Origin of the sequence: Sphingomonas sp., from assembly GCF_965227385.1 — a bacterium.
In the GTDB taxonomy this organism is placed as follows: domain Bacteria; phylum Pseudomonadota; class Alphaproteobacteria; order Sphingomonadales; family Sphingomonadaceae; genus Sphingomonas.
The window spans coordinates 2,776,234-2,791,399 of record NZ_OZ245750.1 but is presented as its reverse complement, the minus strand read 5'-3'; the positions used below and the strand labels follow the sequence as shown (position 1 = coordinate 2,791,399).

Genomic DNA, 15,166 nt, shown 5'->3' with positions numbered 1-15,166 from the left:
AAAAAGGTCACGCGTTCACTGGACTTTAGCAAATCGCTTGATAACCAGACGGTATGGACGCGACGCCGCAACGACTGCTCCCGATCCAGGCGCGCTGGGAGTGCGATCTCGGTGACGATTCGCTCAGCTGGAGCGACGGGGTGTACGACCTGTTCGGGATCGAGCGCGGCACGACCGTAACGCGCGGAGCGATCGTCGCCATGTACTCGGCCGAATCGCGCGAGGAGCTCCGGCGGCTGCGCGCAACCGCGATCGCCGAATGCGGCAGCTTTACCTTTGAGGCCAAGATCCGCCGTCCGGACGGCCAACTGCGCTGGATCCGGGTGACCGCCGATGTCGAAGCGGAAAAAGGCGTCGCCCGGTATCTCTACGGGACGAAAATCGACGTGACCGACGAGATTCTGGCGATGTCGCGGCAATATGCATGAAGCCGGTCGCGGCTCCCCCGCGGTGGGATCAGACGCGCGCCGTGGCGCTTCCGGTCTAGAGGATTTGGCGCACCCGCTCCGGCGGACGGCCTAGTCTTACTCCCTTGTCGGTTTCGACCAGGGGACGTTCGATCAGGATCGGATCGGCGGCCATCGCGTCGAGAATCGCGTCGTCCGACGCATTCTTCAGCGCCTTGGCCCCGGTTTCCGCCGTGCGCAATCCGTCGCGCGGCGACATGCCCGCCTTGGCATAGAGCCGCGCCAGTTCGGTGCGCGACGGCGGAGTCTTCAGATATTCGATCACGGTCACGCTGGCGCCGGCGTCCTGCAGGATCGCCAGCGCTTCACGCGATTTGGAACAACGCGGGTTGTGGTAGATCGTGGCGTTCACACTGCGTCCTGCTTCGCCAGCCACTCTTCCAGCCACTTGATCGTATAATCGCCCTGCTGGAACTCCGGCACATCAAGCAGCGCCTGATGCAGGGGGATCGTGGTCTTCATCCCCTGACCCTCGATCACGAACTCCTCGAGCGCGCGGCGCAGGCGGCGCAGGGCGCCCTGGCGGGTCGTGCCGTACACGATCAGCTTGGCGATCATGCTGTCGTAATAAGGCGGGATTTTGTAGCCCGAATAGAGGCCGCTATCGACGCGCACGTTCATGCCGCCCGGCGCGTGATATTGGGTGACCTTGCCTGGCGAGGGCGCGAAGGTACGCGGATCCTCGGCATTGATGCGGCATTCAATCGCGTGACCACGGAACTGCACATCTTCCTGACGCAGCGTCAGCGCATGGCCTTCGGCGATGCGGATCTGTTCGCGGACGAGGTCGAGGCCCGTGATCGCTTCGGTCACCGGATGCTCGACCTGCAGGCGCGTGTTCATCTCGATGAAGTAGAACTCGCCATTTTCCCACAGGAACTCGATCGTCCCCGCGCCGCGATAGCCCATGTCCGCCATCGCCTTGGCACAGATCGCGCCGATCCGGTTGCGTTCTTCGGTCGACAGGACCGGGGAGGGGGCTTCTTCCAGCACCTTCTGGTGGCGGCGCTGGAGCGAGCAGTCGCGCTCGCCCAGATGGATCGCGTTGCCATTGCCGTCGCCGAACACCTGGATCTCGATGTGGCGCGGATTGCCGAGATATTTCTCGAGATAGACGGTCGCGTCACCGAACGCGGCCTTTGCCTCGCTGCCCGCCTGCTGCATCAGCGTTTCGAACTGGTCGGGGTCGGTGCAAACCTTCATGCCGCGACCGCCGCCGCCCGATGCGGCCTTGATGATGACCGGATAACCGATCTCTTCCGCCAGCTTCTTGGCTTCGGTCACGTCGCTGATCGCGCCGTCCGATCCGGGGACAAGCGGCAGGCCCAGCGCGCCAGCGGTGCGCTTTGCCTCGACCTTGTCGCCCATGGTGCGGATATGCTCGGGCTTGGGGCCGACGAAGATCAGGTTATGCAGCTCGACGATCTCGGCGAACTTGGCGTTTTCGCTGAGGAAGCCATAGCCGGGGTGGATCGCGTCGGCGCCGCTGATCTCGGCGGCCGAGATGATGTTCGGGATATTGAGGTAGCTGTCGGCGGCGGCCGGCGGGCCGATGCAGATCGCCTCATCCGCCAGGCGAACATGCATCGCATCGGCATCGGCGGTCGAGTGCACCGCGACTGTCTTGATGCCCATCTCGTGGCATGCGCGATGGATGCGCAACGCGATCTCGCCGCGATTGGCGATCAGGAGCTTCTTGATCTCGGGCAAGGCGCGTTACTCGACCACGACGAGCGGCTGGTCGAATTCGACCGGCTGGCCATTATCGACCAGGATCGCCTTGACGGTGCCGCCATGCGGCGCGGCGATCGGGTTCATGACCTTCATCGCCTCAACGATCAACAGCGTGTCGCCGGCCTTGACCTGCTGCCCGACCGCGACGAACGGCTTGGCGCCCGGCTCTGCGGAGAGATAGGCGGTGCCGACCATCGGCGACTTGACGGCGTTTTCATGCGCCGGGGTGATCGAAGCGGGGTCCGAGGGCATCGCGACCGGCGCGGCAGCCAGCGGCGCGGGTGCAGCAACCGGGGCAGGTGCATACGCGACCGGCGCGGCGATAGCCTTCCGCGCGACGCGCACCTTGCGATCTGCGTCCTCGACCTCGATCTCGGTCAGGTTGGTCTCGTCGAGCACGGCGGCAAGCTGGCGCACCAGCTCGATATCCACGTGCATCCCCTTTTTATGATCTTCGCTCATGCGACCTCGAATAATTTGTGCGCGTCCTTTCCCTAAGGGCGCGCCGGAAAACGCGCCTAATAGTCAGAGTCGGGCAGCAGCTTCAAGCGCGAGCAGGTAGGAAAGCGCGCCAAAGCCCGCGATGGTTCCTTTGGCGGCGCGACCGACATAGCTGATATGCCGGAATTCCTCACGGCCATGCGGGTTTGACAGATGCACCTCGATCACCGGGGTGCGGATCGATTTGATGCAATCGTACAGCGCGATGCTGGTGTGGGTGAAGGCGCCGGCGTTGAGCAGCACCGCCTTGGCCCCGCGGGCCTGCGCCTCATGCATCCAGTCAACCAGATGCCCCTCGTGATTCGACTGGCGCAGATCGACGGTCAGGTCGAGCTCGCGCGCGCGATCCTCCAGCATCCCGGCAATGTCGTCGAGCGTGTCCGAGCCATAGATGTCCGGCTCGCGCGTGCCGAGCAGGTTCAGGTTCGGACCGTTGAGGACAAAGATGGTGTCGGCCAATTCGATTCCCCCAGGAATTTGCGGCCCGCATTTGAGCCTTGCGCCGAACTCCCTATATCGCGGCGCAGCGAAAGGACCAGCATGACTCACACCGACGGGACGATCACGATCACGGTCAATGGCGAGCATCGCCGCGTTGCGGGCGGGATCAGCCTCGCCGATCTGGCGAACGAGCTGGGGCTGGTGCCCGAGAAAGTGGCGGTCGAACGCAATCTGGAGGTCGTGCCGCGTTCAACGCTGGCGCAGGTGACGGTCGAGGATGGCGACGAGATCGAGATCGTGCATTTCGTCGGCGGTGGCGATCATGTCGCGACGGCGGACGACAGCTGGACCGTGGCGGGGCGGACCTTCCGCTCGCGGCTGATCGTCGGGACCGGCAAATACAAGGATTTCGCGCAGAATGCGGCGGCGGTCGAGGCCAGCGGCGCGGAGATTGTCACGGTGGCCGTGCGCCGCGTCAACGTCAGCGACCCCAAGGCGCCGATGCTGACCGACTTCATCGACCCGAAGAAGATCACCTATCTGCCCAACACCGCCGGTTGCTTCGACGCCGAAAGCGCGATCCGCACGCTGCGGCTGGCGCGGGAAGCTGGCGGATGGGATCTGGTCAAGCTGGAGGTGCTGGGGGAGGCCAAGACGCTCTATCCCGACATGCACGAAACGCTGCGCGCGACCGAGGTGCTGGCCAAGGAAGGCTTCCTGCCGATGGTCTATTGCGTCGACGATCCGATCGCAGCGAAGCGGCTGGAGGATGTGGGGGCGGTCGCGATCATGCCGCTGGGTGCACCGATCGGCTCGGGCCTGGGCATCCAGAACCGCGTGACGATCCGCCTGATTGTCGAGGGCGCGAAGGTGCCGGTGCTGGTCGATGCCGGCGTCGGTACGGCGAGCGACGCGGCGGTGGCGATGGAGCTGGGCTGCGACGGCGTGCTGATGAACACCGCGATCGCCGAGGCAAAGGACCCGATCATGATGGCGCGCGCGATGAAGCTGGCGGTCGAGAGCGGGCGGCTGGCCTATCTCAGCGGACGTATGGGTCAGCGGCGCTATGCCGACCCGTCGAGCCCGCTGGCGGGCCTGATCTAGGGGGCAGCCTTGGCCACGGCAGCGGTTTTGGTGATGCCGCGCCGGGCCGCTGCACCGTCCAGAAACGTGCAGAGGATCGCCTGATTCTGTTTGCGTGCAAAATCCCGGAGATCGGCTAACTCTTTTGCTCCCGCGGCATCCGCAAGCGCGGCAAGGCGATCGACCCGACCACGGCATAGCGAAGCAAATGGGCTGGCCAGGCATTGGCTTAATGCAGCCATCGTGGCGACGCTGTGATGTTCGGCGAGATAACTGGCACGATTGTCATCGACAACGCGTGCATAGTCGCCGGACGCGCGTCTCTGCAAAACCTCGAACCCCCAATCCGCAGATTGCAGAAACGGCACATTCTCATTCTTCAATATGGCTTCCGGGTCATAGCCGCAGGCACGCACCGGGTTGTAGTCAGGTGGCGTGTCAACGATTGACAGGTTCAGGCGATAGCCCCCCGCGGCATGTCTTCGATAGGTTTTGACCAAATCCTCGGCAGCCTGGATCTTCACCAGATCTGGGTTGGCCGCCATGGCCTCCCGATAGCTCGTCATTGCGACCGGGCCTCCGATCCAGCCGAGAAGGATCATCAGTGCCGCAGCGAACAGCCAGCCGACGAACCGCATCATATCTTCCCCACCAGCCAGACGGTGAAACCGCCGCTGCTTGCATCCTCGCTGACATGATTGACCACGGTCAGCCCGCTTTCGGCAAGCACCGTGCGATACTCGATTTGGGACAGGCTGGCATGGTATAGCTCCTCGCCTTCAAAGCTGCCGATCGCGGTTCCGCTGGCGGGGCCGGTGTTGAACAGCGCGACCCCGCCGTTGCGCAACCACACGCCCATGCGGCGGATCAGCTTTTCCTGCCGCTCCACTTCCAGATGGAACAGGCTGCACCACGCAACAATGCCGTCATACGCGCCGCTGTCGCCGCCGAAGCGCATCATATCGGCCTCGATCCAGGTGTGGCGCGCGAAACGCGTGCGGGCGAGGTTGATCAGCGTCGTCGAGCTGTCGACGCCGGTCACATGATATCCGTTATCGACCAGAAAGCGCGCAATTGGCTCGCCCCCACCACAGCCGAGGTCGAGCACTTCGGCGTGCGGCGACAACATCCGCGCGAACCGTTCGATCCAGGTCCGCTCGGGGAAGCTGTTGCGGCGCGCAGCGTCAAAGGCGGCGGCATGGCGCTGATACAGGTCGATAATCCGGTGGGGCATCGTCCGAACCTCCGAAACAGGGGGCGGATATTTCGGAACTCATACCGGGACCGGCAGTTGATAGGGAAACCCCGACCCCCGGGCCAATGGAGACCATCATGGGCGAACTCGTCGACAAGATCAAAGGCAACGTCAACGAAGCAATTGGCAAGGCCAAGCAGCAGAGCAACGACCCAGAAACGCGTGCCGAAGGCGCCGCGCAGGAAGGCAAGGGCAAGGCCCAGCAGCTCGGCGGCAAGATCAAGGGCGCGCTGGGCGACGACATCTGATCGCCCGAAACACTTCTGATCATCGATTTGGGGCCGTTTTCTGCGGGAAACGGCCCTTTTCCGTGGGCGAACCGAATCGACTCGCCGATCGTTTCAAGTCATTACTGCGTTTCGTACCGGGACGACCCGGATAGTCAGCCAGCCGGGGGGCTTGACGACGATGAACGCCGCAATGGAACAGCCTGTTTTGCCCTTCGCCAGAGGTGACTGGCGGCTCGAGCCACGGGGAAGCGTGGGAAGCGCGCTGGCGGACGCGCGCCGCCGCCGCGCCCTGTCGATCGAGGATATCGCCGCGCAGACGCGCGTGCCGGTCCGCTACCTGACCGCGATCGAGGCCGAGCGGTTCGACGTATTTCCCGGGCTGATCTACCTCAAGGGCTTCGTCAAGGCGTTCGCGCGCGCGGTTGGCTTGTGCGAACGCTGGGCGGTCGAGGCAGTCGAGGCTGCGCTGATGGACGCGCGCCGCCTCGCCACCGCGCGGGCTTAACCCCGGATCGCCGCGATCGTCGTCGCGGGGGTGATGAATTCGACATCGGTTTTCAGATGCAGCAGGCGGACGCCACGTTCCGCAAGGGCGCGGTCGAGTGCCGGAGCGAACTGCGCGGTGCGCTCTACAGTCTCCGCCCAGCAGCCATAGGCGCGCGCGAGCGCGGCAAAATCGGGATTGTGCAACGTCGTCCCCGACAGGCGCGCGGGAAACTCACGCTCCTGATGCATCCGGATCGTCCCGTACGCGCCGTTGTCGATCACCAGCACCAGCATGTCCGCGCCATGCTGGACCGCAGTCGCCAGCTCCTGTCCGTTCATCAGGAAATCGCCGTCTCCGGCGAGCGCGATCGCCAGCTTGTCCTTGCGGCGCAGCGCGGCGGCGACGGCAGCAGGCGTGCCGTAACCCATCGCGCCGGCGGTCGGGGCCAGCTGTGACGGCTGCGCACCATAGCGCCAATAGCGGTGCCACCAGCCCGAGAAATTGCCCGCGCCATTGCAGACGATCGCATGGTCCGCGTCGATCCGCTCGCGCATCGCAGCGACGCATTGGCCGAGATCGAGCGGAACGCCCTCGCGCGGATTCGGCGTCGACCAGTCCTGCCATTCGGTATGCGCCTCGGCGCAGGCGGGGCGGGGCGTTTCGGGGGCATCGGCTGCGGCCAGCATCGCGGCAAATTCGAACACCGGCGCGGCGATGCCCAGATCGGCGCGATAGACACGGTTGAGCTCGCCTGCGTCCGGGTGGACATGGATCAGCGTCTGTCCCGGATGGTCCGGCGTCACCAGCGTATAGCCATCAGTGGTAGCCTCCCCCAGCCGGGCGCCGACAACCAGCAGCAGGTCGGCCGCCTTGATCCGCGCGACCAGCCTGGGGTTGGGACCGTACCCGAGATTGCCTGCCCAGACCGGCGAGCTGTTGGGGATCGCGTCCTGCCGCCGGAATGCGCCAGCGACGGGGATACCCCAACTGCGCGCGAAGCTGTCGAACGCCGCACCGGTTGCGATATCCCATCCCGCGCCGCCGACAATCGCCACCGGACGCTCGGCCGTGCGCAGGAGGTCGAGGACGTCGGTGAAATCCTCCGGGTCCAAACCCGCGCTGTGGCGGGTCAGGCGCGGACGGTCGAGCGTCTCCACGACATCGAGCAACATGTCTTCGGGCAGCGCGACGACGACCGGCCCAGGACGCCCGCTGATCGCGACGTTCCACGCGCGCGCGACATATTCGGGGATGCGTGCGGCGTCCTCAATCCGCGTTGCCCATTTGGCGAGTGGGCCGAAGAATGCGGGGAAATCGACTTCTTGAAACCCTTCGCGATCGCGCATCGACCGGTCGACGTCACCGATGAACAGGATCAAGGGGATCGAATCCTGCATCGCTACATGTACGCCGATGCTGGCATTGGTCGCGCCGGGGCCGCGCGTCACGAAGCAGATGCCGGGCTTGCCGGTCATCGCCCCATCGGCGCACGCCATGAATGCGGCGCCGCCCTCTTGCCGACAGGTGACCAGATCGACCTGCGTCACGTCGTGCAGCGCGTCGAGCACCGCCAGGAAGCTCTCCCCCGGCACGTGGAAGATGCGGTCGCAGCCCTGGGCCACGAGATTGTCGACCAGGATGCGGCCGCCGTTGCGCGTATTCGTCATCGCGACACCTTGCCGCCGCAATGCCGCGAAGTCGAGCCGGTAGCGGCGGTTACGACTTGTCGGCGTAGCGCGCCTTCAGCATTGCCCAGCTTGCGCGCAGGCCCGTCGCGTCGCCGCCCTTGGGGCGACCGGGCTTGGCGGCGGGACGCCAGGCAAACAGGTCGAGATGCGCCCAGGCAATGTGCTTCGGCACGAAACGGCGGAGGAACAGCGCGGCGGTGATCGGGCCGGCGAAGGGGCCGTCGGGGGCGTTGACCATGTCGGCGATGTCCGACTTCAGCATCTCGTCATAGCCGTCCCACAGGGGTAAACGCCACAGCGGATCTTTCACACCGTCCCCGGCATCGAGCATCGCGCCGGCCAGCGTGTCGTCATTGGCGAACAGGGCAGGGAGATCGGGGCCAAGCGCAACACGCGCTGCGCCGGTCAGCGTGGCGAAGTCGAGCATCAGCCCGGGCTTGCCTTCGACCGCCTTGGTCAGTGCGTCCCCCAGGATCAGGCGCCCCTCGGCATCGGTGTTGGTATTCTCGACCGTCAGTCCCTTGCGGGTGTTCAGGACATCACCGGGCCGGAAGGCATTGCCGGCGACCGAATTCTCGACCGCCGCGACCAGCAGGTGGAGGCGGACCGGCAGGCGTTGCGCCATCACCAGCCCGGCCAGCGCGATCGCGTGCGCCGCGCCGCCCATATCCTTCTTCATCAGCCGCATGCCCGCGCTCGGCTTGATGTCGAGCCCGCCGGTGTCGAAGCATACGCCCTTGCCGACCAGCGCCAGCCGGGGATGGTCGGGATTGCCCCATTCCAGCTCGATCAGCCGCGGCTCACGCCCGCGGGCCGCCGCCATGCCGACCGCGTGGATCATGGGATAGCCCTGCTCGAGCGCATCGCCGCGCGTGACGATCGACGTTGCGCCGTGCACTTTGGCGAGAGCCTCGACCTCGGCCTCCAGATCCGCCGGCCCCATGTCGGATGCAGGGGTGTTGACCAGATCGCGGACCTTGAAGGTCGCGCTGGCGAGGCACAGCGTCTCCTCGATCCGTCCCGGTTCACCGGTCAGCAGGACCCGCGGGCCTTGTGCGCTCTCGTCCTTGCGGTAGCGGTCGAAGCGATATTGCGCGAGCACCCATCCGAGCATTGCAGCGCCGGGCTCGCCGGTCGCAAGGCGATAGCTTCCCTCGGGCAACTGCTCGCCGAGCGAGGCGATGCGAAACGGAGAGGTCTCGGCCTCGTCGCACACCAGCAGCATCGCCCAATCCTCCGGCCCCTCGCCGGGCAGCACGGCGCGGTTGCCCGCCTTGCCAGTCAGCTTGTGCGCGCTGATCGCGGTGCGGATGCGCGGCGGCTGCGTCTTCAGCCAGTCCTGCCACTGGTCGGGGTGGACGACGTGGATGGTGCGCGCGGGCTGGCCACGATCGGGCTGAAGCAGCAGGGAAAGGTCCGTCATTGCGGATGATCTAAGCTGCGCGCCCGGCAACGGCAACTAGCGTGCGAGCTTGGTCGTCGGCGCGGTGCAGAGCGCCATCGCGCGATCGATCATCGCGACCAGGCGGTTGCGACTTTCCGCAAGTGGGGCGGGGTCCAGCCCGCGCTCCTGCGTCTCGAAATTCACATAGGGCAAGCCGCGCAGCAGCGCATAGTTGGACAGTGACCCGTCGCTGACGCCCACACGTTCGAACACGACGTTGAAATCGGCCATCGCCAGCGCCTTGCCGCACCATGCGGAATAGGGGGAGGCACCCGCACGATAGGCGACATAGGCGAGGCTGTCGTCGTCATCGAACGGCCATGCACGGCCCTGCGACGGCGATGGCTGCATGACGTCATCGCAAAAGCGGATCGACACCTCGCCCCGTCCCGGCGGGTCGGACTGGTTGCAGCGTGAGTTCCGCGTATCAAAACCGGGCGAATTGGTGTGCAGCGCGATGATCGGCAGAGCCCCGCGCCGTGCATCGGCCAGGATCGTGGTGGCGTAGAGCGGGGTGCCGTCACGGAAGTTGCGATTGGGGTCGATCGGCCCGCCGCGATCAACCGCAGCGTTGCGGCGCCGGCCATCCTCGGCAATTCCGGAATCGACCACGATCATCACACCGCCATAGGTGCGCACCCCGGCTAGCCCCGCCTCGAACCCGGCATTTTCATTGTCGTGCGGGACGAACCATAATGGCCCGCGTGGATTCTTGACATTCGCAACGCGGAACAGCCGCCAAGACCCTCTTTCTTCACGAAATTCGATCTTGCTGACCGACAGCCCGCGCCACGTAGCCGGATCGCGGTGGCGCGCGAAATCGTCGTCGGCGATGGTTAGTGGATCGACTGCCTCGCCGCGAACCCCCGGCTCCGGCACGATCCCGGTGAGGGCAAGCCAGACCGGAAGGGCGAGGAGCAGGCGCTTCATTCAGGCCAGCGGTGCGCCATAGAGGTCGTGTTCGTCCGCGTCCTCGATCTCGACCTGGACGATGTCGCCCTGCTTCAGATGGCCCGCGTCGCGCAGGAACACCGTACCGTCGATCTCCGGCGCGTCAGCCTGTGACCGGGCATTGGCGCCGTCGCCCTCGACCTCGTCGATGATCACTTCGAGCGTGCGGCCGATCTTGGCCTGCAGCTTGGCGGCGCTGATCGCGGCCGTCTTTTCCATGATCCGGGCATAGCGCTCTTCCTTGACCGCTTCGGGCACCGCGCCGGGCAGGTCGTTGGCGGCAGCGCCCTCGACCGGCTCGAAGCGGAATGCGCCGACACGGTCCAACTGCGCCTCGTCCAGCCAGTCGAGCAGATACTGGAAATCCTCCTCGGTCTCGCCGGGGAAGCCGACGACGAAGGTCGAGCGGATCGTGATGTCCGGGGCGATCTCACGCCATCTGTGGATGCGCTCCAGCACCTTGGCCTCGTTCGCCGGACGGCGCATCGTGCGCAACACGCTGGGCGCTGCGTGCTGGAAGGGGATGTCGAGATAGGGGAGGATCAGCCCCTCGGCCATCAGCGGGATGACCTGATCGACATGGGGGTAGGGGTAGACGTAATGCAGCCGCACCCAGGGTGCGATCTTGCCCAGTTCGCGGGCAAGGTCGGTCATGTGGGGAACGACCTCCGCACCCTTCCACATCCGCGGCTCCTTGCGGATGTCGACGCCATAGGCGGACGTGTCCTGGCTGATGACCAGCAGTTCCTTGGTCCCCGCCTCGACCAGCTTCTCTGCCTCGCGCAGGATCGCGTCGGGGCGACGGCTGACCAGATCGCCGCGCAGCGCCGGAATGATGCAGAAGGAGCAGCGGTGGTTGCACCCCTCGCTGATCTTCAGATAGCTGTAGTGGCGCGGCGTGAGCTTCAACCCGCTTTCGGGGACGAGGTTGAGGAAGGCGTTGGGCGGCATCGGCGCCGCGTCGTGGACTGCGCCGACCACTTCCTCATATTGATGCGCACCGGTGACCGCCAACACATTGGGAAAGCGCGCGCGGATTACGTCGGCTTCCTTGCCCATGCATCCCGTGACGATGACGCGGCCATTCTCCGCAATCGCCTCGCCGATCGCTTCGAGCGACTCTTCCTTGGCGCTGTCGAGAAAGCCGCAGGTGTTGACCAGCACCACGTCCGCGCCGGCATAGTCGGCCGACATGGCATAGCCGTCGGACCGGAGCTTGGTCAGAATACGCTCGCTGTCGACCAGATTCTTGGGACAGCCGAGCGACACCATGCCCACCTTGGGGGCTTCGGGGAGTCGCGTTGCCATGATTGTCGCGCGACATAGGCGATTTTGCGAAAAAAGATAGGGGCGGGGCACCGGGCGGTCGGCAGCGCTCTCCCCGCTGGCCGGACTGCGCGAACGTCGTGATTGACAATGCTGCCTGCGCAGTATGGTCTCAACATGCGGCTGATCGACGTCATGACGGCGTTGTCCGCAACAGGAGGGGGCGTACCGGGTTGGGCAAGGCGAGTATCGCGTGGACCGTTCTGCGTCAGCCTGCAGCCCGGCTCGTCGCAGTTTCCGGCATCGTGTTCGTGGTCATCGCCTGGTTCACAGTCGTCTGGCAGATCGTCGAGGATCAATCGACCGCAGCGAATGTCGCCTTGCGCGAGAATCGGCAGCGTGTCGTCGCGTTCGGCCAATATGTGCGCAACACGTTCGAGGCCGCGGATCTGGCCGCCATCTATCTCGACGCGCGTTACGGGGGCGGGGCGGGGAACGGCATGGCGGGCGCCCCACGCGCGATTTTGCTGCCCGGCGAATGCGATTCGGTCGTCGTCGGCGCCCATATCGTCGATCCCGGCGGGACGGTCCGGGCGACAACCGGTGGAGCGCGCGCGGTGGAGCCCTCCATCCGGTCGGTGGCCCAGGAGTTGCGCACGACCGACGCGATGATGCGCGCGATTTCTAACCCGGTGCGTCGGCCTGGCTCCACCGACGCGGTGCTGATCATCGGGCGGGCGATGCGGGATGCACAGGGCGCGTTCGCTGGCGCAGTCATTGTGGAAGTCCCCGTCCGCCGGTTCGTGGATTTTGACATCGGGCTCGACGGCCGACCGGCTGACCTGATCTCGATGGTCTCGCTGCGCGGGATATCGCTCGCACGGCGCGAGGCCGGGGTGATCAGTTCGGGCCAGGACGTGTCGGGAACGCTGATCATGCAACGCCAGCGAACCAGGCCCGACGGCGATTACTGGAACGCGAGCATCATGGACGGCAAACGACGGTTGTTCAGCCACTATCGGCTGCCCGACTATGGAATCTTCGTCACGTCAGGCGTGGGGGAACAGGACATTCTGGGCCCGGCGATGCGCCGCGCGGGCTGGTTCGTCAGCCTTGCCGCCGCGCTTACCCTGGTGGTGGGGGCGCTGCTCGCGCTCTACTTCCGCCATCTTGCCAACGCCGCCCAGGCACAGCGCCGGTTCGACCAACTCCGCGACGAATTCGCGCACTCGGCGCGCGTCGCGTCGCTGTCGGAAATGGCGGCCGGGCTCGCCCATGAACTCAATCAGCCGCTGACGGCGGCGTCCAATTATCTTGCGGTCGGCGAGCTGATGAACCGTGGCGAGGGCAGCCGCGACGCGGTCGCGACGCAGCTCCAGCAGGTGCGCGGACAGATTGCGCGCGCTGGCGACATCATCCGCCGGATTCGCGACTATCTGTCAAAGGGCAGTGCCGAGTTGCGCAGCGAAGCGCTGGGCCCGGTGATCGACGACGCGATCGAGCTGGCGCGGGGCGGCAATGCCGCGCGGCGGGGACGGATCGTCTATTTCGCCGAGGAGGCTCAGACGCGCGTGCTGATCGATCGCATCCAGATCCAGCAAGTGCTCGTCAACCTGATCCGCAACGCCGAAGAGGCCATGGCATATCTGCCCGCCGATCGGAGCGAAATCCGGATCGCCTGTGCCCAGGTTTCAGACGCGATGCTGGAAATCCGCGTCGATGACAACGGCCCGGGATTTCCGGACAGCGTGCGCGAGCACTTCAATCTCCCCTTCATCTCGACAAAGGCGGAGCATGGCCTGGGCATCGGCCTGTCGATCTGCCGGCGGATCATCGAAGTCCATGGCGGCAGCTTGCGTGTCTGGAACCGCGCGAGCGGCGCCAGCGCGGCATTTACCGTCAAACGCGACGTCGGTGTCCCCGCCGAACTATAGGCCAATTACGCGGATCACGCGCAGTTGCCCCGTCCTCGCTTCGACCAGCTTCCGGGCCTTACGCAGAAGCGACACCGTGGCACGGTTGGAACTGCGGGGAGCCGCGTTGCGCTGATAGGCCCGCGCGCACGCGATCCTGGAAAGAAGATAGGGTGTGGAACCGTCGCGCTTCCGCAGCACGAGGCGAACTTGTCAGTTGTCGAGCACCCACCGGACGGTCAAACCAGGAAGACCACGACACAGCGCACTTTCGTTCGATTGGGGAGAGGCGATGATCGATCTGCGGCGATATGCGGTGACCGGCGCGGCTGCGATGCTGGTGCTCGCAAAGCTGGGCGCAGCGGAAGCGGCAGCGGCGCAAACCGTGCCGCGCATCCCGATCCCGACCGAGGGAGAAGCCGCGTTCGACGAGCGCGAATATGGCAAGGCCGCAGAGATCATCATTCCGGCGTTCGAGAATTGCCGTGCGGCACATCCGCGGGGCGATACCTGCGCCACGCTCGCAGCCGGTGTTGCCGTGCTGGTCGCGACGGCGGGCAACGACAAGGTCGAGGGCACAATCCTGCGCGCGCTCGATTATGTCGATACGCAGGTCGGTCCCGAAAGCCAGGACGCGCTGATGGTCCTGAGCGCTTTGGCAAGCTATTATGAGCGCTTGCAGAGCTTCGACAAGTATTTGCCTGTCGCAGAGCGGCGACTGGCAGTGTCGCGCAAGCTCAATGGTGACACAGGACGCCTGACAGTGATTGCGGCTGTCGGCTTTTGTACCGTGCAATGGATTTTGGGCCAGGGGCAGGCGGCAGTGGATCGGCTGCTGCCTATCGCCCGGCAACTGCCTGAGACGACGCCGGAACAGGCTGCCCTGTCAGGCCGGGTCCATGAGTGTCTGGGTTCAGCCTATTATTCGATCGATCGTGACCGTGATGCGGAACCGGCGTTTCGCAAGGCGCTGGCGCTCTTTGAACGGTCGGAGGGGGAGAGCGGGCCGCTGGCGCTCGATTCGATGGCAAGCCTCGCCAACACATTGCGCAGGTTGGGACGGGGGGACGAGGCCCGCGTGCTGGCCGCACGGGTCGATCGGCTGGCAAAGCCCGGCTCGCCTGCTCGCGGTCGAATCGCGTGGTGGTCGAGTGCCGAACCGACGGATGCGGTCGCAGCGGCGCGCGCGGAGCTCGCCAGTACCGAAAAGCGATTTGGTGCGGCGTCGGCGGTCACCGACCTGGCGGCCGCGATGGTCGCCGTAGCGCTGATCGACGCCGAGAAGTTTGCCGAGGCGGCGCCGTATGTTCGACGATTGGAGGCAGCGGCAAGCAACCCCGGCAACCCGCCGTCCGTGCGCATCAAGATGCTGACGGGGCAGGTGGTTCTGACGATGAAAACGTCTCCGGACCGGCTCGATCTCGTCGTTCCGGTGATCGAACGCCTCGTCGGGCTCGCAAAACAATCGGGCGCTGGCAGCGACAGGCTGCTGATCGATTTCCAGATGTATGCGGGGATGAGTCTTTTGCTGACCGGGCAGCCACGGCGCGCATATCCGTTTCTGACCGATGCGGGGGACCTGTTGATGTCCCGACTGGCGAGCTATCGCGATTTCGATGCGGCGGCGCAGAAGGAAACGCGCCAATATGCGCCGATCTTCAAATTTCAGGTCACCAACGCGTGGTGGTTGGCGAAGCAGCAGTGAT

16 protein-coding genes are annotated in these 15,166 nt (G+C 65.4%); 6 read left to right on the top strand and 10 right to left on the bottom strand.

Annotated elements, in window-relative coordinates:
• Nucleotides 1-53 precede the first annotated feature (53 nt).
• On the top strand, nucleotides 54-428 hold the full coding sequence (locus ACO05N_RS13685) for a PAS domain-containing protein (protein ID WP_422057623.1): 375 nt from the start codon (nucleotides 54-56) through the stop codon (nucleotides 426-428).
• Nucleotides 429-483: 55 nt separating this feature from the next.
• Here the strand turns inward: ACO05N_RS13685 and arsC are convergent, their stop codons facing one another.
• From arsC to aroQ, 4 genes are all read right to left on the bottom strand, one after another.
• Entirely contained in the window at nucleotides 484-819 is a 336-nt protein-coding gene (gene arsC, locus ACO05N_RS13680; RefSeq protein ID WP_422057622.1) for an arsenate reductase (glutaredoxin), read from the bottom strand.
• Nucleotides 816-2,177 (bottom strand): acetyl-CoA carboxylase biotin carboxylase subunit, encoded by a 1,362-nt coding sequence (accC, locus tag ACO05N_RS13675; RefSeq protein WP_422057621.1) that lies wholly within the window; start codon nucleotides 2,175-2,177, stop codon nucleotides 816-818. The genes arsC and accC overlap by 4 nt, the downstream gene beginning before the upstream one ends.
• A 6-nt stretch (nucleotides 2,178-2,183) precedes the next feature.
• Entirely contained in the window at nucleotides 2,184-2,663 is a 480-nt protein-coding gene (gene accB, locus ACO05N_RS13670) for an acetyl-CoA carboxylase biotin carboxyl carrier protein (RefSeq protein ID WP_422057620.1), read from the bottom strand.
• A gap of 63 nt (nucleotides 2,664-2,726) precedes the next feature.
• Nucleotides 2,727-3,161 (bottom strand): type II 3-dehydroquinate dehydratase, encoded by a 435-nt coding sequence (aroQ, locus tag ACO05N_RS13665; protein ID WP_422057619.1) that lies wholly within the window; start codon nucleotides 3,159-3,161, stop codon nucleotides 2,727-2,729.
• A gap of 81 nt (nucleotides 3,162-3,242) precedes the next feature.
• Between aroQ and thiS the strand changes: the two genes are divergently transcribed.
• Entirely contained in the window at nucleotides 3,243-4,247 is a 1,005-nt protein-coding gene (gene thiS / locus ACO05N_RS13660; RefSeq protein WP_422057618.1) for a sulfur carrier protein ThiS, read from the top strand.
• On the opposite strand, the gene ACO05N_RS13655 is transcribed toward thiS, so the two are convergent.
• The gene (locus tag ACO05N_RS13655; protein WP_422057617.1) at nucleotides 4,244-4,864 is read right to left on the bottom strand and encodes a hypothetical protein; all 621 of its coding nucleotides are present in this window, start codon (nucleotides 4,862-4,864) and stop codon (nucleotides 4,244-4,246) included. The genes thiS and ACO05N_RS13655 overlap by 4 nt on opposite strands.
• Complete coding sequence (locus ACO05N_RS13650) at nucleotides 4,864-5,460, bottom strand: class I SAM-dependent DNA methyltransferase (RefSeq protein WP_422057616.1); 597 nt, start codon at nucleotides 5,458-5,460, stop codon at nucleotides 4,864-4,866. The genes ACO05N_RS13655 and ACO05N_RS13650 overlap by 1 nt, the downstream gene beginning before the upstream one ends.
• A gap of 98 nt (nucleotides 5,461-5,558) precedes the next feature.
• Between ACO05N_RS13650 and ACO05N_RS13645 the strand changes: the two genes are divergently transcribed.
• Together ACO05N_RS13645 and ACO05N_RS13640 are read left to right on the top strand one after the other, a co-directional pair.
• Complete coding sequence (locus tag ACO05N_RS13645) at nucleotides 5,559-5,729, top strand: CsbD family protein (RefSeq protein WP_224920012.1); 171 nt, start codon at nucleotides 5,559-5,561, stop codon at nucleotides 5,727-5,729.
• 172 nt (nucleotides 5,730-5,901) lie between these two features.
• Nucleotides 5,902-6,216: a helix-turn-helix domain-containing protein gene (locus ACO05N_RS13640; protein WP_422057615.1), complete on the top strand. Its 315-nt coding sequence runs from the start codon at nucleotides 5,902-5,904 to the stop codon at nucleotides 6,214-6,216.
• On the opposite strand, the gene ACO05N_RS13635 is transcribed toward ACO05N_RS13640, so the two are convergent.
• Genes ACO05N_RS13635 through rimO form a run of 4 tightly spaced genes read right to left on the bottom strand, consistent with a single transcriptional unit; the run spans nucleotide 6,213 to nucleotide 11,589 of the window.
• Nucleotides 6,213-7,865 carry a thiamine pyrophosphate-binding protein gene (locus ACO05N_RS13635; protein ID WP_422057614.1) on the bottom strand — a complete coding sequence of 551 codons (1,653 nt, stop codon included), beginning with the start codon at nucleotides 7,863-7,865 and terminating at the stop codon, nucleotides 6,213-6,215. The genes ACO05N_RS13640 and ACO05N_RS13635 overlap by 4 nt on opposite strands.
• Before the next feature lie 49 nt (nucleotides 7,866-7,914).
• On the bottom strand, nucleotides 7,915-9,309 hold the full coding sequence (locus ACO05N_RS13630; RefSeq protein WP_422057613.1) for a leucyl aminopeptidase family protein: 1,395 nt from the start codon (nucleotides 9,307-9,309) through the stop codon (nucleotides 7,915-7,917).
• Between the two features lie 36 nt (nucleotides 9,310-9,345).
• Nucleotides 9,346-10,260 carry a hypothetical protein gene (locus tag ACO05N_RS13625; protein WP_422057612.1) on the bottom strand — a complete coding sequence of 305 codons (915 nt, stop codon included), beginning with the start codon at nucleotides 10,258-10,260 and terminating at the stop codon, nucleotides 9,346-9,348.
• Nucleotides 10,261-11,589 (bottom strand): 30S ribosomal protein S12 methylthiotransferase RimO, encoded by a 1,329-nt coding sequence (rimO, locus tag ACO05N_RS13620; protein WP_422057611.1) that lies wholly within the window; start codon nucleotides 11,587-11,589, stop codon nucleotides 10,261-10,263. It abuts the gene before it with no gap.
• Nucleotides 11,590-11,780: 191 nt separating this feature from the next.
• Here rimO and ACO05N_RS13615 point away from each other — a divergent pair, with 191 nt between their 5' ends.
• Together ACO05N_RS13615 and ACO05N_RS13610 are read left to right on the top strand one after the other, a co-directional pair.
• On the top strand, nucleotides 11,781-13,481 hold the full coding sequence (locus ACO05N_RS13615) for an ATP-binding protein (RefSeq protein ID WP_422057610.1): 1,701 nt from the start codon (nucleotides 11,781-11,783) through the stop codon (nucleotides 13,479-13,481).
• Nucleotides 13,482-13,752: 271 nt separating this feature from the next.
• Nucleotides 13,753-15,165 carry a tetratricopeptide repeat protein gene (locus tag ACO05N_RS13610; RefSeq protein ID WP_422057609.1) on the top strand — a complete coding sequence of 471 codons (1,413 nt, stop codon included), beginning with the start codon at nucleotides 13,753-13,755 and terminating at the stop codon, nucleotides 15,163-15,165.
• Nucleotide 15,166: the final 1 nt, after the last annotated feature.